Genomic DNA, 20,179 nt, shown 5'->3' on the forward strand with positions numbered 1-20,179 from the left:
ATGAGCGTGATCGAGGTTTCGGCCGGCGCCGCCCCGTTGCGCCTGCGTCTGCCGGTGCTGGTTGGCGGTGCGCTGGCCCTGCTGCTGATTGCCGCCATGGCGGGACTGGGCATCGGTGCGGTCTCGCTGTCGCCCATGGATGTGCTGTCCGCCCTGGTCGGTCAGGCCAGCGAAAGCCGCCATGAAGCCATCGTGCTGCATCTGCGCCTGCCGCGCGTGCTGCTGGCCGGCCTGGTCGGCGCGGCGCTCGGCATCTCGGGCGGCATCATGCAGGGCCTGTTTCGCAATCCGCTCGCCGATCCCACCCTGATCGGTGTCTCCGCCGGTGCGACGGTGGCGGCGGCCAGCGTGATCGTGTTGACCGGTTCCGTGCTGCCGCCGGCCTGGCAGCCGGTGCTGCTGCCGCTCGGCGCTTTTTGCGGCGGCCTTCTGGTGATCGCGATGATCTACCGCGTGGCGCTGGTCGACGGCATCACGGTGGTGCCAATGCTGCTGCTGGCCGGCATCGCCTTCAATGCCATCGCGCTGTCGATGACCGGTTTCCTGATCTTCCTCGCCAATGACAACCAGCTGCGCGACATCTCGTTCTGGACATTTGGCAGTGTCGGCGGGGCGCGCTGGCAGACCGTGATGATGCTGGCGCCCTTTGCGCTGGTGCCGTTTCTGGCGCTGCCCTGGTTCGCCCGCGCGCTGGATGCGCTGAATCTGGGCGAGCGCGAGGCGGCGCATCTGGGCTATCGCGTCGAATACGTGAAGCGGCTTGCCTGCCTGTGCACGGCGCTGGCCGTGGGGGGCGCCGTCTCGGTCAGTGGCACCGTTGGCTTCGTCGGCCTGCTGGTGCCGCATGTGGTGCGCCTGATCGCCGGGCCGCAGCATGGCCGCCTACTGCCGCTCTCGGCCATTCTGGGCGCGGCGCTGCTGATCGGCGCCGATCTGGTCGCCCGCATCATTGTGGCGCCGGCCGAACTGCCGCTCGGCTTGCTCACTTGCCTGATCGGCGCCCCGGTCTTCCTCAGCCTGCTCTGGCGCTCGCGCAAGGATTTCCTGCCATGAGCCTGCGGGTCGACAACATCACCGTGCAGCGCAAGGGCCGCCTGCTGCTGGACAAGGTCAGCTTTCAGCTTCAGCCCGGCGAACTGCTGGCCATCGTCGGTCCCAATGGCGCAGGCAAGACCACGCTGCTCTCCGGGATGGCCGGCGATCTGGCGCCCGATGGCGGTGCGGTACATCTTGATGATCGACCGCTGCGGCAATGGACGCCGCTGGCGCTGGCGCGCCGCCGCGCCGTGATGCCACAGGCCTCGCGCCTGGGTTTCTCGTTGCCGGTCTGGGATGTGGTGGCGCTGGGCCGCGCGCCCTTCCGGGAGCGCAATGATCGTGCCGGCGATACGCGTGCGGTCCAGCAGGCGCTGGCTGCTGCCGATATCGCACATCTGGCCCAGCGCACCTATGGCACGCTGTCCGGCGGCGAGCAGCAGCGTGTGCAGCTCGCCCGGGTGATGGCGCAACTTGATTTCGAAGCGGCGCCGGCGGTGCCGCCTGTGCTGCTGCTGGACGAGCCGACCGCCAGCCTCGATCTCTCGCATGCCCATGGCGTGCTGAACCTGGCGCATGACCTGGCGCGGCGCGGCGCGGCCGTCGCCACCGTGCTGCACGACCTGAACCTGGCCTATCGCTATGCCGACCGTGTGCTGGTGCTCAACAACGGCAGGCTGGAGGCGCTCGACCCGCCGCAGGCGGTGCTGGGGCCAGACATACTGCGCCGCATTTTCGCCGTCGAGGGCCGCGTACTGGATGGCTGCCTGGTGATCAGCGGACCGGTCTTACATTAATCCTGGCCCGCACGAGTCGAGCCGGTCGACAAGCTGAGCGTGGCCATAACCGCGGTGTTTGGGATGCTGTTTCTGGGCGAGACGCTGCCGCTGCTGCACTGGCCGGCATCATGCTGATTGCCGCCGGCAGCCTGGAAGCAGGTGACCGGAGCGTAAATAGTTTGATCCGTGTAGCCCTGAATGGCTAAATGCCATCAATGGCATGCGCCGCCTCAGCGGTGGCCTGACATACACACGGATGCAGGGGCCTGTGGTAAAGACACAGATACTGATCGTCGAAGACGACCCCGCTGTTTCGAAACTTCTCACCGCCTATCTGGGCAAGGAGGGGTTCGAAACCGCCGTTGCCGGGAATGTGCCTGACATGCAGCGGGCGTTTCAGGCCTCGCCGCCCGACATGATCATTCTGGATGTGGTACTGCCCGGCGAGGACGGCTGGAGCGCCCTGCGCTGGCTGCGCGCCCGCAGCCAGGTGCCGGTGATCATGCTGACGGGCAAGGGCGATACGGTCGACAAGGTGGTGGGTCTGGAACTCGGGGCCGACGACTATCTGTCCAAGCCTTTCGATCTGCGGGAGCTGCTGGCCCGCCTGCGTACCGTGCAGCGCCGTGCCCTTCAATCCGCTGCGGCGCCCGCCAAGGCGGCACCGGCCGGCGAAATACGTTTCCAGGGCTGGGTACTCGATTTGGCTGCGCAGCAGCTGCGCAACGAGCAGGGCGAGGCCGTGCATCTGACGCTGGCGGAATATCGCATTCTGGTTCTGCTGGCACAGGCGCCGCGGCAGGTGGTGACGCGCGAGCAGCTGATGGAGGCGGTGGCGGGACGCGACTGGGATCCGCTAGATCGCAGCATGGATGTGCATGTCAGCAACCTGCGCCGCAAGCTGGAGGCCGATCCCCGACGTTCGGGCCTGATCCGTACCATCCGTGGCTCGGGCTACATGCTGGTGCCGAGCTAGTCGTCGCCACCCGGTGGTTTGCCGTCCAGCACCGCGCGCAAGACATTGGCGAGTTCGGATTTTCGATAGGGCTTGCTGAGTAGATGGACGCCGTCGAGGCCATCCATCTCGTCGCCCATCTTGGTGTCGGGGAAGCCCGATGTCAGAACCACTTTCACCTGCGGCCATTTCGCCGGGATCAGACGTGCCAGATCCAGGCCGTCGAGTTTGCCCGCCATGACGATGTCGGTGAAGACAAGATCGACATGCTGCCCACCTTCCAGCAGCGATAGCGCCTTGCTGCCATTGTCGGCCTCCAGGGTGCGATAACCCAGGCCATTGAGTTCATACAGCACCAGCTTGCGGATCGCCGGATCATCTTCCACCACCAGGATGACTTCGCCGCCGCCGCGTGCCGCCGTTTTCTGCTGGGTCACGCTGCTCTCTGCCACCGGATCGCGATGGCGCGGCAGATAGAGCCGGAAAGTGGTGCCAACACCCACTTCGCTGTAGACGTTGATATGGCCGCCTGACTGCTTCATGAAACCGAACACCATGCTCAGGCCCAGGCCGGTGCCGCGTCCGCGGTCCTTGGTGGTATAGAAGGGCTCGAAGATGCGAGCCATGACATCAGGTGGAATGCCGGTCCCGGTATCCGATACCTGCAGCATGACGTAATCGCCAGACATCGCCTCCGGGTGCTGCGCGGCATAGGCCTCGTCCAGATGTCGGTTCTGTGTGGCAATGGTCAGGCGCCCGCCGCGCGGCATCGCATCGCGGGCATTGGTCGCCAGGTTGGTCAGGGCCGCTTCCACCTGCACGGGATCGGCCTTGACCGGCCAGAGCGCATGGCCGGCATCCAGAGTGATGTTCACATTCTCGCCCAGGATGCGGGTCAGCATCTTGGTGGTGCTGGACACCACCTCATTGATGTCGATCTGCCGCGGGCGCAGTGGCTGGCGGCGGGCGAAGGCTAGCAGGCTGCGGATGAGGTCGGCTCCGCGTTCGGTTGCCTTGTAGGCCTCGCCGGCGAAATGGAGGATTTCATCCTGGCCTTCGGTCAGATCCATCACCAGCTGCAGGTTTCCCATGATCACCATCAGCAGATTGTTGAAGTCATGCGCCATGCCGCCGGTCAGCTGGCCCAACGCCTCCATCTTCTGCGACTGCAGCAGCTGCGCCTCCAGTGACTGCCGCTGCGAGATGTCTTCTAGGATGCCGACGATGCCGCGCAGCTCGTCATGATCATACAGCGCTGCGCCGGAGAAGCTGATCACTAAGGGGCTGCCATCCTTTTTGACGGCGCGCAAAGGGTGATTGCGCACCACCGTGCCTGCAATGACAGAGTCCAGCATGGCGTCGAAAGACTCGCGTTCCTCCTCTACGGCCAGACCGAAGGGCTCGCCCAGAATCTCTCCCGCCGAATAGCCGAAAATCTGTTCGGCCGTGTGGCTCCAGAACAGGATATTCTTGCGCGGGTTCAGATGAATAATGCCGACCGGCAGGGTCTCCAGTGTGGCGGCCAAGGTTTCGGCCTGCTGCTGCAGGGCCTGTTCAGCGCGCTGGCGTTCGGTGATCTCGCGGTTGAGCGATATGTTGACCGCCGTGAGGTCTGATGTGCGCGTCGCCACCAGACTGTTGATATTACGCTGAACCGCCTGCTGCCGGGCCATGTACATGACGATCAGCGCCGTCAGCAACAGACTAGTGGCAAACAGCGCCAGCGGCGCCCAGGAGCGCAGTTCGGCAACCAGCGACGCAGGGAAGATCGAAACCAGCGTCCAGCGGTGGCCCAGGATTTCAAACTGCCGGCTCACCGGAATGCCTGAGATTTCCTCCATGTCTGTCTCAGGCACAAAGCCCTTGCCGGGCAGGTAGACGCTCACAAGCTGGGCTGGCCTGTCGAGTGCTGGCGTTCCGACATGAAAGCGAATCTGCTCGACGATACCGGGGGTTTCCTTGATCGCCGCCGCCAGCACCGCCTCGATACGGAAATGGCCCATGGCAAAGCCCCGCAACGATTGCCGGCGTTCATCAAGAGTGTTGGGGATCAGATCGGTGCTGTAGACCGGCCAAAGGACCTGGAAGGCAGGGAGCACGAGTGGCGGTACCGTCGTACTGGCGGCGGAGACCATGACGGGCAGGCCGCTGTCACGCGACAAGGGGAGCAGGCGACCGAAATCGGGATGTGAAAGAAGATCGAGGCCGATGGCGGATGCCTGGGTCTCGAAACGCTCGCTCAGCCAGACCGGAAAATACTCCTCGCGATTGGCAGCGGATACCAGCGCGCTGCCTGCACCGCGCTCCAGGATGGCGAACTGCGTCTGTCCGCTGATGCGGGCGTGGGATTCAAACCATGGCCGCTCGGCGCCAGTGACATGTGGCACCCAGTTCAGGGTCCGGATGGGTGCCGTGTTCTGCTGCTTGCGCACGAAGCGATGAAAATCGCCGGGCGTGACCGGATCCTGCGACGCGACGAAGGCGGCCAGATTGCCGACTGTGAAGGCACTGTTACGAATTTTGGCTTCGAAATCGCCGGCCCGCCATTCAGCGCGGAATTCCAAGATGCTCAGGACACGTTGTTCATCCAACCTGCGTCCGACAACCAGCAGGATCGCCGAAATGGCGAGGCCCAGAATTGCCGCGCCAAGCAGCAGCTTGTTGGCCAGCATCCATTCCCAGGGATGCTGGCCGGAAGGTCGGGATGCGTCGCTTGGTTCCGCTGCCATGGGGCCTGTCGGTGACGGTCGGCACCTCGGTGCTATCACGCGTAAAACACCAGCGGCAAGAAATAGTGCCGCCCGCACCCAAAGCGAGGAATACACCGGTATGAAATAAGCTTTTATTTAAGTATTGACTTATTTAAGTATTTTATATAAATAATAAGTCATGCAGACCAATGCCGCACCCGTCTTCACCGCCCTCGCCGATCCGACCCGTCGTCAGATCGTTGAACTGCTCAGTCGTGGTGAATCTTCCGCCGGCGAGATTGTCGAGGCCTTCGCTGTCAGTGGCCCGGCGATCTCGCAACATCTGAAGGTGCTGCGCGAAGCGGCGTTGGTTCAGGTGCGCGTGGATGGCCAGCGGCGCATCTATCAGCTCAATCCGCAGGGTCTGAGCGAGATGGATGACTGGCTAAACAGCGTGCGGCGTTTCTGGGCCCCGAAGCTCGATGCCCTGGAGCGCGAACTGCGCAGGACGGATAAGCCGAAATCAAAGACGAAAGGAAGCAAGCGATGAGCGTGGATGTGGTCGACAACAATGCCTATGGCACAGTGCTGGAATCCGGCACTGTCCGTTTCGAACGCCTGCTGCCCGGACCGGTCGAGCGGGTCTGGGAATACATCACCGAGTCTGACAAGCGCGCCACCTGGCTGGCGGCAGGCAAGATGGACCTGCGGGTCGGCGGTGCGGTGACGCTGGAATTCCGCAACGGCGATCTGGCGCCGAAGGGCGAGGTGGTGCCAGAGCGCTACAGCCAATACACCGGCCCGGTCACGCATCGCGGCCATATAACCCAGCTCGAGCCGTTGCGCCTGCTGGCCATGACCTGGAACGAGAAAGACGGCGGCGCGGATGCCGGATGCAGCGGCAACCGTTCCGAAGTGACCTTCGAGCTGACGCCGAAGGGCAAGGATGTGCTGCTGACGCTGACTCATCGCCGGCTTGCCACCCGTGGCGACATGCTCGGCGTCTCGTCCGGCTGGCATACGCATGTGGCCGTGCTGATCGAGCGGCTGAACGGCCGTGCGCCCACCGAATTCTGGGGCAGCATGGACCGGCTGTCGCAGGTTTACGACAAGCGCGTGCCGGGCTGATCGGCCTGCTGGATCCGGCATGAAAAAAGCCCAGTCTTTCGACTGGGCTTTTCCATGGAGTGAACCGGCTGCAATCAGTTCACGCTCTGGATCGAATCCTTCAGAATGCCGAAGATGTCGTCGATATGGCCCTTGTTGAGGATCAGCGGCGGCGACAGCGCGATGGTGTCGCCGGTCAGGCGGCACATCAGGCCCTTTTCATAGGCCTTCACGAAAACGTCGTAGCCGCGCTTGCCAGCGCCGTCTTCGCGCGGGCTCAGCTCGATGCCGGCCATGATGCCGATATTGCGGATGTCGATGACGTTCTTCACGCCCTTCAGGCTGTGCGCGGCATCTTCCCAGTAGGGCGACAGCGCTTTGGCATTCTCGAAGATGCCTTCATCGCGATAGACGTCCAGCGTGGCGATGCCGGCGGCGCAGGCCAGCGCATGGGCCGAGTAGGTGTAGCCGTGGAAGAGCTCGATCATGTTTTCGGGGCCGCTCATGAAGGCCTCGTTGACATGCTTGCGGGTGAAGACCGCGGCGGCCGGCACGGCGGCGTTGGTCAGGCCCTTGGCCACCGTCATCATATCGGGCAGCACGCCGAAAGTGTCGGCGCCGAAAGCGGCACCGGTGCGGCCAAAGCCGCAGATCACTTCGTCGAAAATCAGAAGAATGCCATGCTTGTCGCAGATCTGCCGCAGCTTCTGCAGATAACCCTTCGGCGGGATCAGCACGCCGGTCGAACCAGCCACCGGCTCAACGATCACGGCAGCGATCGTGCTGGCGTCATGCAGCGCCACGATGCGCTCCAGGTCATCAGCCAGATGGGTACCCCAGTCGGGCTGGCCCTTGGAGAAGGCCATATCCTTCAGGCTGTGGGTATGCGGCAGGTGGTCGACACCGGCCAGCAGCGGACCGAAGACCTTGCGGTTCGACACGATGCCGCCGACGGAAATGCCGCCGAAGCCGACACCGTGATAGCCGCGCTCGCGGCCGATCAGGCGGGTGCGTGCGCCTTCGCCGCGGGCGCGGTGATAGGCAATGGCAATTTTCAGCGCCGTATCGACCGCTTCCGAACCGGAATTGGCGAAGAAGACATGATTGAGATCGCCGGGCGCCAGATGCGCGAGGCGAGCGGCGAATTCAAAGGCCTTGGGATGGCCCATCTGGAAGGTCGGCGCGAAATCCATTTCGGCGGCCTGCTTCTGAATCGCGTCCACGATCGGCTGGCGGCAATGGCCGGCATTGACGCACCACAGACCGGCGCTGCCATCGATGACCTGGCGACCGTCATGGGTCGTGTAATGCATGTCCTTGGCGCCCACGAGCAGGCGCGGATTGGCCTTGAATTGGCGGTTCGCGGTGAACGGCATCCACCAGGATTCGAGGTCGTTCGGCACGGCCGTGTTTTCGTTGGATACCAGGGCGGGTTTGGCGGACATGCGGGACTCCAAGGTGGATGGGGAGGGGCTGAACAGGATCATCGGGGAGTTTGCGATGGCGAAACAGGGTTTTTCTGAGGAATCTTAACTTGTTGATTTCTATGGACTGGGGAGCCAGAATGTTCACGATCGTGAACAATAAAACAGATTCCAGACAGATCTGGGGTGGAGTCCGGCATGGAGATCGACATCGGAGCGCGGCTGAAATCGGTGCGGCAGGCGGCCAAGCTGTCCCAGCGGGCGCTGGCGCGGCGCGCCAATGTCACCAACGCGACGATCTCGCTGATCGAGTCCAACCAGATGAATCCCTCCGTCGGCGCATTGAAGCGCGTGCTCGACGGCCTGCCGATGAGCCTGGCGGAGTTCTTCGCCGATGCGGGGCAGCCGGCGCCGCGCAAGGCTTTCTATGCGGCCGACGAACTGGCGGAAGTGGGCAAAGGCAAGATCAGCTATCGCCAGCTCGGCGCCGACCTGAGCGGCCGCGCGTTGCAGATCCTGGTCGAGCGCTATGCACCCGGCGCCGATACCGGCCGTGTCATGCTGCAGCATGAAGGCGAAGAAGGCGGCGTGATCATCCGCGGCCGCATGGAAGTGACAGTGGCCGGGCAGGTGCGGGTGCTGGGGCCGGGCGATGCCTATTACTTTGAAAGCGCCCAGCCACACCGTTTCCGCAATCTCGGCAGCGAGCCCTGCGAACTGATCAGCGCCTGCACGCCGCCCACCTTCTGAAGCAGGCGGCGCGATCAGGCCTTGGTCGCGGCGACGGCGACGATCTCGATCAGATGGTTGGTATCCAGCGTCGCGCCGATGCAGGCGCGCTGCGGCTCGTTGGCCTTGTCCACCCAGCCGAGCCAGACGTCGTTCATCTCGGATTTCCGGCTCATGTCGGCGATATAGACGGTGACGGACAGCAGGCGCGACTTGTCTGTGCCGGCTTCGGCCAGATGCTTGTCGATCTTGGCTAGCGCTTCCGTGGTCTGCTTGCGCATGTCGAGTTCGGCAGTGTCGGCGACAGCGACGGTGAAGACCATGTTGTTATACGCGACGACGCGACTGCGGCCCGGTGCCATACCGGTGAGGCGAGTGATGGGAAGCATGGGGAGTCTCCTTAGGTTGTATTGGCCGTAACCGGCGCATAAACGACTGAGAGAGAAGCAGATTTTTAGTCAGCTGCACAGAGATTGACCAGCCGCAGAAACGAACAAAGTCTTGTACGCATACCGCCGATGGCTGATAACTTGCAGCCACATTGTTTGTATCGGGGGTCTTATGAAAACGCAGTATGGACCTGGAGCGACCGCCGTGCGGCGCGCCCTGGATGGTCTTTATCTTGTTTGCGGCTGGATGGCCGGTGCCTTGCTGGTGCTGATCTGCGTGCTGATGCTGCTGATGTCAGTTGGCCGCGAGGTCGGCATCAACATCCGTGGTGGCGACGAAATCTGCGGCTGGGCGTCAACCGCCTGCTTCGCGCTCGGCCTCGCCTATACCTTCAAGCATGGCGAAATGGTGCGCGTTGGTATTCTGGTCGAACGTTTCGAAGGTGATGCGCGGCGCTGGGCCGAGGCGGGTTGCCTTCTGGTCGGCTGCTTCCTCACCGGCTGGATCGCTTGGTTCTGCGCCGACTTCGTCTGGGACGCCTATCGCTTCAAGGATGTGACCCCCGGCATGCTGGTGCTGCCGCTGTGGATCGTGCAGTTCCCGCTCGCCTTCGGCACCGCCGTGCAGTTCCTCGCCTTCTTCGAGCAGCTGGTGATCACGGTGTGGGGCTACAAGCCCGATTACGCCAAGGACCCGCCCAAGACCGCCGAGGAAGTCCTCGAGCGCGCCGCGTCGCAGGTCTGAGGAGCGCATCATGGGACAGATCGAACTCACTGCCATCGTGCTGGTCTTCATGCTGCTGCTGCTTGGCACCGGCGTCTGGATCGGCATTTCACTCGCCGCCTGCGGCTGGCTCGCCATGCTGCTCTACACGCCGGCGCCCGCCGGCAAGGTGCTGGCTGTCGCCTTCTGGGATTCCAGCGCATCTTGGACACTAGCGGCGCTGCCGCTGTTCATCTGGATGGGCGAAATCCTGTTCAGGACAAAGCTCTCGGAAGAAATCTTCAAGGGCCTCGCGCCATGGCTCGGATGGCTGCCTGGCCGCCTGATGCATGTGAACGTCATCGGCTGCGGCATTTTCGGTTCGGTGTCCGGCTCTTCGGCCGCCACCACCGCGACGATCGCCAAGATCGCGCTGCCAGAGCTGAACAAGCGTGGCTATGACGAACGCATTTCGCTCGGCTCGCTGGCCGGCGCTGGCACGCTGGGCATCCTGATCCCGCCCTCGATTACCATGGTCGTCTATGCCGTGGCGGCCGATGTCTCGATCATCCAGCTCTTCCTCGCCGGCTTCCTGCCGGGCCTGCTGGTGATGGTGCTGTATTCGGGTTACATCGCGATCTGGGCGCTGCTCAATCCCGACAAGCAGCCGGCCGACGACATGAAATCGATGCCCTTCATGGATCGTGTGCGAGCATCTTACAACCTGATCCCGACCGCTTTGCTGATCCTGCTGATCACGGTGACCTTGATCATGGGCTGGGCCACGGCCACCGAATGTGCAGCCTGGGGCGTGCTCGGCTCGTTTGGCATCGCGGCCTGGTCGCGCACGCTGACTTGGGAGAACTTCTGGCAGAGTGTCATGGGCACGGTGCGCATGACCTGCATGATCATGCTGATCCTGGCGTCGGCCGCCTTCCTGTCGAAGGCGATGGCCTATACCGGCATTCCGCGCGGTCTGGCCGATTACGTGGGTGGTCTGCATCTCAGCCCGTTCGCGCTGATCGCGGCGCTGACAGTGATGTACATCATCCTGGGCACAGCCCTGGACGGCATCTCGATGATCGTGCTGACCACGGTCGTCGTGCTGCCGCTGATCAAGCAGGCTGGCTTCGACCTGGTGTGGTTCGGCATCTTCATGATCCTGGTGATCGAGATGGCCGAGGTATCACCGCCAGTGGGCTTCAATCTCTTCGTGCTGCAAACCATGTCAGGGCGAGACAGTCTGTTCGTGGCGAAAGCCTCGTTGCCCTTCTTCTTCCTGCTGGTGCTGTCGGTGGCGATCATCACGATCTTCCCGGAGATCGTATCGATCGTGCCGAAATGGGCCTTCCCGGATAGCGCCGGCGGATAGCCGGCAATCATTCGAAGCAATAAAAAGGGCGGCCGAGAGGCCGCCCTTTCCGTTTGCGCTGCTTTCGCAGGGCTCACATCTTCTTGTAGGCGTCGACGATGGCGGCGCCGTCGGCACCGGTCTTCTTGACCCATTCGTCAATCATGGTGGCGCCGATCTTCTCGAGGCCGGCCTTCAGCGCCGGCGACGGCAGCTGCACCTTCATGCCGTTCTTGGCCAGATCGGCCTTGGCGGACTCGGTCTCTTCCTTGGCCATATCCCAGCCACGCTTTTCGGCAGCGGCAGCGGCATCCTTCACGGCCTTCTGCGTCGCCGCATCCAGCTTCTTGAACGCGTCGGCGTTCACGAAGACCAGGTTCTTCGGCAGCCAGGCCTGGGTGTCGTAGTAATGCGTCAGGCTTTCCCAGACTTTGGAATCGCGGCCGGTGGCGCCCGAGGTCATCATGGTGTTGACGACGCCGGTGGCCAGGGCGCCGGCCAGTTCGGCCGCCTGGATGGTCACGGGCTGCGCCTGCACCAGCTCGGCGATGCGCGAGGTGGCCGGGCTGTAGGCGCGCCACTTGGTGCCCTTCAGGTCATCGACCGTGTTGATGTCCTTCTTGGAATAGATGCCCTGCGGCGGCCAGGCGACAGCATAGAGCGCGATCATGCCCTGGTCGGCCAGCTTCTTCTCCAGCAGCGGCTTCTGGGCGGCCCAGAGCTTCTGCGAGGCGTCGAAGCTGGTGGCGAGGAACGGCACGCCGTCGACGCCGAAGATCGGAATTTCGTTCTCGATGTTCACCATCAGCACTTCGCCGGCCTGGACCTGACCGGTCTGCACGGCGCGCTTGATTTCCGGCGCCTTGAACAGCGAAGCGCCCGGATGGATGGTGATCTCCAGCTTGCCGTTCGACAGCTTCTTCACGTCGTCGGCGAACAGCTGCAGATTCTTGGTGTGGAAGTTGCTGATCGCATACGCGTTCGGCAGGTCCCATTTGGTCTGCGCCGAGGCGCCGCCCGCGATCATTGCGGTGCCGAGCACGGCAGCGCTAAGCCACATCTTCGTCATATCGATGGTCTCCCCATTGAAACAATGCGCCAGGCAGAATAAAGCGCGCATTAAAAACAGTTTGTCATCGTATGACGGGGATTGGCAAGGCCAAGGCCGAGAAAAGAGGCTGATGCCGAAACAGGCAGACTGATCGCGCTGCGATCAGCCGACGCTCACATAGCGCTGAAAACCGAGGCGACGGCGCGTCGCACGTCTTCGGGCGAGAAGGGTTTTTCCAGGCAGGGCTGGCCGCTGTCGCGCAGGAAGTCGGTCACATCGGGGCTCAGCGTATCGCCGGTGACGAAGATGATACGCTGCGACAGAGCCGCATTTTGCTGCTGCAGGCGGGCGAACAGACTGGGACCGTCCAGCCCCGGCATGCGCAGATCGGTCAGGATGACGGCGAAGTCGGTATGGCCGAGCATGTCGAGCGCCGTCTGCCCGTTATCGGCGAGCGCCACCGTGAACCCGGCGCCGCGCAGGATTTCCGCAAGCAGGTCGGCCACGCCGCTTTCATCATCCACCACCAGCGCGTGATGGCCGCTGGGCAGCAGGGGTACCGTTGTGTCGCCATGCCGGCGCGCCGGCTGCGCGGTGCCGGCCAGTACTGGCAGGCGCAAGCGGAAACAGGCGCCACCATCCCCGGCCGCGTCAGCCTCCAGCGTACCGCCATGGGCGGTGATGATGCCGTGGCTGACGGCCAAGCCGATGCCGGTGCCGCTGCCGGGACTGGAACCGGGCGGCTTGGTGGTGAAGAACGGTTCGAAAATCCGGCGTCGCAGGTTGGGCGGAATGCCCGGGCCGTTGTCGCAGACCTGCGCTTCGACCCACTGGCCATCGTCGCCCAGCGCGATGCAGACGGTGATGCGGCGCGGCCCGGCCTGTCCGGCCAGCGCCTGCTGTGCGTTGATCACCAGGTTGGTGAAGACCTGGTTCAATTGGTCCGGGTCGGCAGAAATCGTCGGCAGGTCGGCTGAGAAGCGCCGCTCGATGCTGACGCCGGCACTGCGCAGGTTGTAGTCCAGAAGATTCAGCACGTCCTCGACCACGCGCTCCAGCATCACCGGACGGCGGGCAGGGCGGCGCTGCCGCGCCATCGACAGGAAGGTGCGGGCGATGCGGGCGCAGCGGCCGGCGGCGGTTTCGATCTTGGTGGCGCGCTCGGCATAGGGCGTATCGGCGGCGGTTTCCTTCAGCATCTGTGCCTGACCGACAACGATCGACAGCGGGTTGTTCAGCTCATGTGCCACGCCGGCGAGCAACGAGCCGAGGGCCGACAGTTTTTCCGACTGATACAGGGCCTCGCGTTGGCGCTCAATCTCGGCCGCGGCGCGTTTGCGGTCGGTGATGTCACCGATCGATCCGCCGATGCGCAGCACCTGTCCTCTGGCGTCACGCTCAGTGGCCGCCGTAACCTGGATCCAGCGTTCCACGCCGTCGCTGCGCGTAATGCGGTATTCCATAACAATGCGCTGAATGTCGCCGCGCAGCAGCTTGCGGGTTTCGTCCTTCAGGCCCTCCAGGTCCTCCGGATTTACGAAGGCATGCCAGGCCGTGATGTTATTGCCCAGGTCGCGGGCCTTGCGGCCGACGATCTCTTCCAGGCGCGCCGAATAGAAGGCGGTGCCGTGTTCGACATCCCATTCAAAGATACCGTCATTGGCGCCGCGGATGGCGAGACGATAACGTTCCTCGCTGATCCGCAGTTGCTGGCGTGCGGTGATGTCGCGCACATAGGCCAGCAGCAGCCGGCCGCCACTGGGCAGCATCACATCGGTGACGGTGAGTTCGACAGGAAAGATCGTGCCGTCCGAACGCAGGCCGTCGGTCTCGAAACGCTGGCGGTTGCGGGTGTCTCCCGGATTGGACAGCCGGCGCAGCATCGCCTTCTCATGCGAATTACGCAGTCCCGGCGGCACGACGACATCGCCGACTGGCCGGCCGATGATGCGACTACGCTGCTGGCCGAACATGGCTTCGGCGGCGGGATTGAATTCGATGATGCTGCCCTGGATGTCGGTGAGGATCACACCGTCGAGCGAAGCATCCAGAAAAGGACGCAGATGATCGAGGTCGTAGGCTGCGTCCTTGTACACGCGCTACGATGCCCGGCGGCTGAACAGGTAGCCAGCGCCGCGCACGGTCTTGATCACTTCCGGCTTGGTCGGATCTGTTTCTATCTTGCGGCGCAGCCGCGCGATGCGGATGTCGATGCTGCGGTCGAAGGGTTCCCAGTGATGGTGATGCGCCAGATCCAGCAACTGGTCGCGGCTCAGCACGCGGTCTGGGTGACGGGCGAAGGCAGCCAGAAGGTCGAACTCCATGGCCGTCAGCGCGATCTCGCTGCCGACAGCGTCGAACAGCTTGCGCGCCGGCAGGTTCAGGAAGGTGCTGCCAAAGCGCACGACCTCGATGTTCTCGGACGACGGCTGCGGCGCATCCTCGACACGCCGCAGTACGGTGCGCACGCGGGCACGCAGCTCGCGCAGGTCGAAGGGCTTCTGGATATAATCGTCGGCGCCGATTTCCAGTCCGACAATGCGGTCCACCACTTCACCGGCTGCCGTCAGCATGATGATACCGATCTTGGAGCGGGCACGCAGCCAGCGGGCGAGGCTCAGGCCGTCTTCACCGGGCATGTTGATGTCGAGGATCACCAGATCGGCTGGCCGTTCACCCTGCAACAAGCGGAAGCTGGCCGCGTCGGCAGCGGTTTCAACATGAAATCCGTGACCGCCGAGATACTCCGCCACCATGTCGCGGATGCCCGGTTCGTCGTCGACCACAATGATGCGAGGTTCGCCTGTCATGCTGCGCCACCCTCTCCCCGGTCTGTGATAGCAAGAGGAGGGCGGGGCCGTCCATTCCTCTTGCCGCGCCGCGATGAATTCAGGCCCGGATATGCTGCGGCAGGGCGCGTTCGCAGATATTCAGGAAGGGCTGGATCACCCGGGCCACGGCTTCCGCATGGGTGATCGGCGCCAGATGACCGAGTTCGGGCAAAACCGCGTGCCGCACCAGCGGCAGTACCCCGGCAAGACGCTCGGCGATCAACCGGAGCGTGCCGGAGGAGCGCTGGCCGTTCAGCAGCAGTACCGGCATGCGCAGACTGCGATAGGCACGGGGCGACTGGGTTGGCCCGAAGCTCATGCCGATATCGAGGCAGAGACGCGGCGCCTGCATGGCGAGCGTGGCTTGCCGCGCATCGGGCTGGGCCGCGAAGGCGCCGGCACCGTGGCAGTGATCGAAGAACAGCCGGGCGGCTTCCTTGGTCTCGCCGCGCAGGCAGGCAATGCGCATGTCGCCGGCCATGATCTCGATCTGGCGCTGCGCCGGCACATGGCCGTCGCATTCTGGCTTCAGCAGATGCAGGGCCATCGGCTCATACAGCGTCATGCTGGCCAGGCGGTTCGGATGGTCCAGCGCAGCGCGGAGCGCCACGGCAGCGCCAAAAGCATGCGCAACCACATGCACCGGACGGTCGAAACGCCGCAACAGGGCCCCGATCAAGGCGGCGTTGTCTTCCAGCGTCATGCGCTGCTGCATCGGCAGAGGCTCGCTCTGGCCATAGCCATAGAGATCGGGGCAGTGCAGGCGGAACTCGTCATTCATGCAGGGCAGCATGCTGCGCCACATCTGGCCCTGCATGCCCGAGCCATGCACCGCCAGCACCGGCGCCCCTGTACCTGCTGCAAACATGTGGACCAGCGTACCATGTGGGCCGACGAAAGCCTGGATCGGCACATTGCTGGTCAACGCCAGCGGCAATGCCGGATGAACGACAGTTGCGGCCGCCGTATCCGTGGCGGCAGGATCGGTCTGCTGGGTGAGTACGGTCATGACGGAATCTTGAGTCAGGCGGCTTTCCGCGAGGCCTCGATCATCACACTGCTGAGTGCGCCATAGGCTGTGGCCCAGGCCTCGCGGGTCTCGGGGGTGAAGGCTTCGCCGAAGGCGCCGGCGAGCGTATCCAGTAGTGCGGCGCCGACGGTGCTGTAATGACTGTCCGTCACGCCGTAATCGGCATGACGGCGACCCAGCGCCTGCACGGTTGGCAGCACGGTCTCAAGACGGTCCAGCGCGGCGACCACGGTGCCGATTGCGAGCATCAGCTTCTGGCCCTGGGCCACCAGATCATTCTTGAACAGCGGCTTCAAGGAAGGATCCAGTGTGAAGAGGCGTGCGTAGAAGGCTGCGGCAGCGGCGTCCTTGATCGGCAGAACCTTGGAAAAACTGTCTTTGACGAGGGCGATCTGGTCGGGTGTCATGATGGCGGCTCTGTTGGAGGCTTCGGGTCGCGGGGTTTATCGGCTCTGCCGGTTTCGCCTCTGTTTCTCGCAGCTGCGAAAAGTGTTTCAATTGTGTCTGGATGCACGCCTGTGGTGATTGGCGCTGTCATATCCGGCCTCTATGTTGGGTCAAACGACCGGAAGCGGGACTGTCATGACGGCCGAAAATTCGCCACCGATCCCTGTCGCCGCGCCCTCTGTGCCGGCGTCATGGCGCGCCCGCCTGTCCTGGGCGATGTTCGACTGGGCCAATCAGCCTTATTTCACCGTCATCACCACCTTCATCTTCGTTCCCTATTTCACCAGCAAGGTGATCGGCGACTCCGTGGAAGGGCAATCGCTGTGGGGTTTCACGCTGGCCTTCTCGGCCGCCATCGTGGCCATCGGTGCGCCCTTCCTTGGCGCCATCGCCGATGCCGGCGGTCGGCGCAAGCCCTGGCTGTTCCTGTTCCAGCTGATCCTGGCCTTTGCCTGCATGCTTCTGTGGCTGGCCCAGCCGGGACAGGTGCAACTGCTGCCTTTGGTGATTCTGGGTTTCATCCTGGCCAATATCGCGGCCGAGTATTCGATCATGTTCAACAATGCGCTGCTGCCGTCGCTGGAAACGCCAAGGCATGTCGGTCGCTTGAGCGGCCTGGGCTGGGGCTTGGGCTATGCCGGCGGCCTGATTGCGCTGTTTGGCGTGCTGATTGTCTCGCAGCCTGAACTGATCGGCATCGCGCCGCCGCCGGGCGAAGCGCTGCTCGGCCTGAAGCGCGAAGCTTTCGAGGCCGAGCGCATCATCGGCCCGGCAACGGCCGTCTGGATCGCGATCTTCGTGCTGCCGATGTTTCTGTTCACGCCGGACCGGCCCGGCTCGGGCCTGCCGTTCACCCAGGTGGTGCGCGCCGGCATCAGCCGCGTGATCGGCACGCTGCGGCACCTGCGGCAGTATGGCAACCTGATGCGTTTCCTGATCGCCTACATGATCTTCTATGACGGCGTGGTGACGGTGATCGGTTTCGGCGGCATCTATGCGGCCGGTATCTTCGGCTGGGGCACCACCGAACTCGGCATCTTTGGAATCCTGATCAATATGGTGGCGATCCCGGCTGTGATCGCCGGCGGTTCGTGGGAAGACAGGATCGGCTCAAAACGTGCCGTGCAGGTTGCGCTGGTATCGCTCGCGCTGGGCACCTTCGGCATTCTCTCGATTACGGCCGACACGGTGTTCTTCGTCATCAACGTTGCGCCGAAGGCAGCCGGTGCGGGCTTGTTCAGCTCGGCTGGCGAGCAGGTCTTCTTTGTCTGCGCCGTGCTTCTCGGTCTGGGTTTCGGCCCGGTGCAGGCGGCCAGCCGCACGCTGGTCGCGCGACTCTCGCCGCCCGACATGGTGGGTGAGTTCTATGGCATCTTTTCGCTGTCGGGTCGGGCGACGACATTCCTCGCGCCCTTCCTGATCGCCATCACGACGCCGATCTTTGCCACCCAGCGGGTCGGCGCAGTGATCGTGCTGGTCTTTCTGGCGGTGGGTTTCGTGCTGCTGTGGAAGGTGAAGGAGCCGGCGCGCCCGGCCTAGGTCGATGGGTGCGCCGGCTGTCCCTTACGCGGTCTTGGCAAACGGCCGCTGCGGCAGTTCCCGCCCGGCCAGCGCCAGTTCGGTCTCGTGCATGTAGTCGCGCGTGATTGGCAGGGTGTCGACCCGCTTGGTCAGCTGCAGCTGGAACACCATGTTGCCCCAGTGCCGGAAGGTGACTTCCGAGGCGGCAAGATAGAACTCCCACATGCGGCAGAAGCGCTCGTCATACAGCGCCTTGGCCTTGTCCCACTGCGCCATGAAGCGCTGGCGCCAGTGCAACAGCGTTTCGGCGTAATGCAGACGCAGGATTTCCATGTCGGTGATCCACAGCCCGCTGCGCTCGATCACCGGCGTCACTTCCGACACGCCGGGGATATAGCCACCGGGGAAGATGTATTTGCGGATAAAGCCCGGTGTGGTGCCCGGTCCATCCATGCGGCCGATCGAATGGATCAGCGCCACGCCATCATCTTTCAGCAGTCGCGACACGCCGCTGAAATACTCGCCGTAATGCGGTACGCCGACATGCTCGAACATGCCGACCGAGACGATGCGGTCGAACTGGCCGGCCAGGGTGCGATAATCCTGGATGTGGAACTTCACCCGTTCGCTCAAGCCGCGCTCCTGGGCGCGACTGGTCGAGATGGTGTGCTGCTCGGTGCTGAGTGTGACGCCGGTGACCTCGGCGCCGCAGGTCTCGGCCAGATACAGCGCCATCCCGCCCCAGCCCGAACCGATCTCCAGCACCTTCATGCCGGGCTCGATCTGCAGCTTGGCGGCGATATGCCGCTTCTTGGCGAGCTGCGCCTGTTCCAGCGTTGTGTCGGGCGTGGGGAAATAGGCGCAGGAATACTGCTTGTCGGTATCGAGGAAGAGATCGTAGAGCCGGCCGTCCAGATCGTAATGATGCTGCACGTTCTTGGTTGCGCGGCTGATCGGGTTGAACTGGTGCCACAGCCGGGTGAAGCGGTCGATGAAATGCTGCAGGCCCGACAGCGGCAACTGTCCATGCGTGCCCAGATTGCGCACCACGACCGCGAGGAAATCGTAGATGGAGCCTTTCTCCATCACGAGGTCGCCATTCATATAGGCCTCGCCCACGGCAAGGTTCGGGTCCAGCGCCATGCGCCGCCCCGTCTCCGGTTTCATCAGCCTAATCACAACGCTGTCGGGACCCGGCGGGTCGCCGTAATGGCGGCTCTGATTACGGTGGTCGATCACCGTCAGCGAACCGGACTTCAGTACCGACTTCAGAACAAAATCGAGAAGCATGCGGAATCTCCGGTTAAAAGAGATAACGCCCCAATCCACCAACCATATTGGCGCGCTCGGTTGCACTCGACAAGAGGGGTTGTGCGAGTCGGCCAAGGATGCACCCGGCGGTGCCGGGAATATAACGGTGCGTTGGTTACTGGCCCGTCGAATACGCGGGACAGTTATGCGGCGCGGGGGGTGCGCCTACTTCTGCGGCCAGTTTTCCGCCCAGGCGATGCCCTGTTTCTGCATCATCTGCTGGAAAGCCGGACGGATGTAGGTGTTGTCGACGACGCGTTCGATATTCGCCCAGGTCCACATCGGCCGGGGCAGGAAGCGGCTCCAGCGCGTCATCATGGCGAGATAGATGTCGCAGATGCTGTGGCTCTCGCCCAGCATGTAGGGTGATATCGAGCCGATGCCGTCATTCAGCACCTGGAAGCAGGCGTAGAGCCGGGTCTCGGCCTGGGCCTTCAGTGCCGCCTGCTGGTCTGCCTCGTCGAAGATCCAGTCGGGGTGGAACCAGTCGCTGAACCCCACCTGTACGGTGTTGGTCATATAGGTCAGCCACTGATGGTGACGGCCGCGGGTACGCAGCTCCACCGGCACCAGTTTTGCCTCGGGATGCTTGTCGCTCAGATACTGGCAGATGGCCGCCGTCTCGAAGATGACGAAGTCGCCGTCCACCAGGGTGGGAATGCGGCCATTGGGATTGAGCGTCTTGTAGGCCGGCTGCTCATGCTCCTTGGTGGCGCGGTCGAGCAGCACTGTCTCATAAGGTGCGCCGATCTCTTCCAGCACGGTCTGCGGTGCCATCGCCGCAGTGCCCGGCGCCCAGTAGAGTTTGTACATGCGGCTGGTCCCT

19 protein-coding genes are annotated in these 20,179 nt (G+C 63.4%); 9 read left to right on the forward strand and 10 right to left on the reverse strand.

The window, feature by feature from the left end; all coding sequences use genetic code 11:
• The 3 genes from AC1RRT_RS10540 (at position 1) to AC1RRT_RS10550 (ending at position 2,790) form a co-directional block, all read left to right on the forward strand.
• On the forward strand, positions 1-1,053 hold the full coding sequence (locus AC1RRT_RS10540) for a FecCD family ABC transporter permease (RefSeq protein ID WP_493013750.1): 1,053 nt from the start codon (positions 1-3) through the stop codon (positions 1,051-1,053).
• Complete coding sequence (locus AC1RRT_RS10545; protein WP_493013751.1) at positions 1,050-1,832, forward strand: heme ABC transporter ATP-binding protein; 783 nt, start codon at positions 1,050-1,052, stop codon at positions 1,830-1,832. The genes AC1RRT_RS10540 and AC1RRT_RS10545 overlap by 4 nt, the downstream gene beginning before the upstream one ends.
• Positions 1,833-2,082: 250 nt before the next feature.
• The gene (locus tag AC1RRT_RS10550; RefSeq protein WP_493013752.1) at positions 2,083-2,790 is read left to right on the forward strand and encodes a response regulator; all 708 of its coding nucleotides are present in this window, start codon (positions 2,083-2,085) and stop codon (positions 2,788-2,790) included.
• On the opposite strand, the gene AC1RRT_RS10555 is transcribed toward AC1RRT_RS10550, so the two are convergent.
• Positions 2,787-5,498 carry a CHASE domain-containing protein gene (locus tag AC1RRT_RS10555; protein WP_493013753.1) on the reverse strand — a complete coding sequence of 904 codons (2,712 nt, stop codon included), beginning with the start codon at positions 5,496-5,498 and terminating at the stop codon, positions 2,787-2,789. The genes AC1RRT_RS10550 and AC1RRT_RS10555 overlap by 4 nt on opposite strands.
• Before the next feature lie 160 nt (positions 5,499-5,658).
• Between AC1RRT_RS10555 and AC1RRT_RS10560 the strand changes: the two genes are divergently transcribed.
• Together AC1RRT_RS10560 and AC1RRT_RS10565 are read left to right on the forward strand one after the other, a co-directional pair.
• Positions 5,659-6,009, forward strand: coding sequence for an ArsR/SmtB family transcription factor (locus AC1RRT_RS10560; protein ID WP_493013754.1), 351 nt, complete (start codon positions 5,659-5,661; stop codon positions 6,007-6,009).
• On the forward strand, positions 6,006-6,587 hold the full coding sequence (locus AC1RRT_RS10565) for an SRPBCC family protein (RefSeq protein ID WP_493013755.1): 582 nt from the start codon (positions 6,006-6,008) through the stop codon (positions 6,585-6,587). Before AC1RRT_RS10560 ends, AC1RRT_RS10565 begins: the two co-directional genes overlap by 4 nt.
• 74 nt (positions 6,588-6,661) lie before the next feature.
• Here AC1RRT_RS10565 and aptA read toward each other — a convergent pair whose 3' ends face one another.
• Positions 6,662-8,011, reverse strand: coding sequence for an omega-aminotransferase AptA (gene aptA, locus AC1RRT_RS10570; protein ID WP_493013756.1), 1,350 nt, complete (start codon positions 8,009-8,011; stop codon positions 6,662-6,664).
• Between the two features lie 177 nt (positions 8,012-8,188).
• Between aptA and AC1RRT_RS10575 the strand changes: the two genes are divergently transcribed.
• Positions 8,189-8,740: a cupin domain-containing protein gene (locus tag AC1RRT_RS10575; protein WP_493013757.1), complete on the forward strand. Its 552-nt coding sequence runs from the start codon at positions 8,189-8,191 to the stop codon at positions 8,738-8,740.
• 14 nt (positions 8,741-8,754) lie between these two features.
• On the opposite strand, the gene AC1RRT_RS10580 is transcribed toward AC1RRT_RS10575, so the two are convergent.
• Complete coding sequence (locus tag AC1RRT_RS10580) at positions 8,755-9,108, reverse strand: RidA family protein (protein ID WP_493013758.1); 354 nt, start codon at positions 9,106-9,108, stop codon at positions 8,755-8,757.
• A 172-nt stretch (positions 9,109-9,280) separates the two neighbouring features.
• Here AC1RRT_RS10580 and AC1RRT_RS10585 point away from each other — a divergent pair, with 172 nt between their 5' ends.
• Positions 9,281-9,853 carry a TRAP transporter small permease gene (locus tag AC1RRT_RS10585; RefSeq protein WP_493013759.1) on the forward strand — a complete coding sequence of 191 codons (573 nt, stop codon included), beginning with the start codon at positions 9,281-9,283 and terminating at the stop codon, positions 9,851-9,853.
• A 10-nt stretch (positions 9,854-9,863) separates the two neighbouring features.
• Positions 9,864-11,183 carry a TRAP transporter large permease gene (locus AC1RRT_RS10590; protein WP_493013760.1) on the forward strand — a complete coding sequence of 440 codons (1,320 nt, stop codon included), beginning with the start codon at positions 9,864-9,866 and terminating at the stop codon, positions 11,181-11,183.
• A 73-nt stretch (positions 11,184-11,256) separates the two neighbouring features.
• Here AC1RRT_RS10590 and AC1RRT_RS10595 read toward each other — a convergent pair whose 3' ends face one another.
• The 5 genes from AC1RRT_RS10595 to AC1RRT_RS10615 all read right to left on the reverse strand — a co-directional run bounded on the left by AC1RRT_RS10595 (position 11,257) and on the right by AC1RRT_RS10615 (position 16,481).
• The gene (locus AC1RRT_RS10595; protein ID WP_493013761.1) at positions 11,257-12,231 is read right to left on the reverse strand and encodes a TRAP transporter substrate-binding protein; all 975 of its coding nucleotides are present in this window, start codon (positions 12,229-12,231) and stop codon (positions 11,257-11,259) included.
• 155 nt (positions 12,232-12,386) lie between these two features.
• On the reverse strand, positions 12,387-14,309 hold the full coding sequence (locus AC1RRT_RS10600; protein WP_493013762.1) for a PAS domain S-box protein: 1,923 nt from the start codon (positions 14,307-14,309) through the stop codon (positions 12,387-12,389).
• Between the two features lie 3 nt (positions 14,310-14,312).
• A complete protein-coding gene (locus tag AC1RRT_RS10605) occupies positions 14,313-15,023 on the reverse strand; it encodes a response regulator (RefSeq protein WP_493013763.1) in 711 nt (236 codons plus the stop codon).
• A 79-nt stretch (positions 15,024-15,102) separates the two neighbouring features.
• On the reverse strand, positions 15,103-16,053 hold the full coding sequence (locus tag AC1RRT_RS10610; RefSeq protein ID WP_493013764.1) for an alpha/beta fold hydrolase: 951 nt from the start codon (positions 16,051-16,053) through the stop codon (positions 15,103-15,105).
• 14 nt (positions 16,054-16,067) lie between these two features.
• On the reverse strand, positions 16,068-16,481 hold the full coding sequence (locus AC1RRT_RS10615; protein WP_493013765.1) for a globin family protein: 414 nt from the start codon (positions 16,479-16,481) through the stop codon (positions 16,068-16,070).
• Between the two features lie 175 nt (positions 16,482-16,656).
• Between AC1RRT_RS10615 and AC1RRT_RS10620 the strand changes: the two genes are divergently transcribed.
• Complete coding sequence (locus AC1RRT_RS10620) at positions 16,657-18,060, forward strand: MFS transporter (protein WP_493013766.1); 1,404 nt, start codon at positions 16,657-16,659, stop codon at positions 18,058-18,060.
• A 24-nt stretch (positions 18,061-18,084) separates the two neighbouring features.
• Here AC1RRT_RS10620 and AC1RRT_RS10625 read toward each other — a convergent pair whose 3' ends face one another.
• Both AC1RRT_RS10625 and AC1RRT_RS10630 read right to left on the reverse strand, forming a co-directional pair.
• Positions 18,085-19,332, reverse strand: coding sequence for a cyclopropane fatty acid synthase (locus AC1RRT_RS10625; protein ID WP_493013767.1), 1,248 nt, complete (start codon positions 19,330-19,332; stop codon positions 18,085-18,087).
• 186 nt (positions 19,333-19,518) lie between these two features.
• On the reverse strand, positions 19,519-20,166 hold the full coding sequence (locus AC1RRT_RS10630) for a glutathione S-transferase family protein (RefSeq protein WP_493013768.1): 648 nt from the start codon (positions 20,164-20,166) through the stop codon (positions 19,519-19,521).
• Positions 20,167-20,179 lie beyond the last annotated feature (13 nt).

Source organism: Ferrovibrio sp. GW821-FHT12B10, assembly GCF_058807515.1.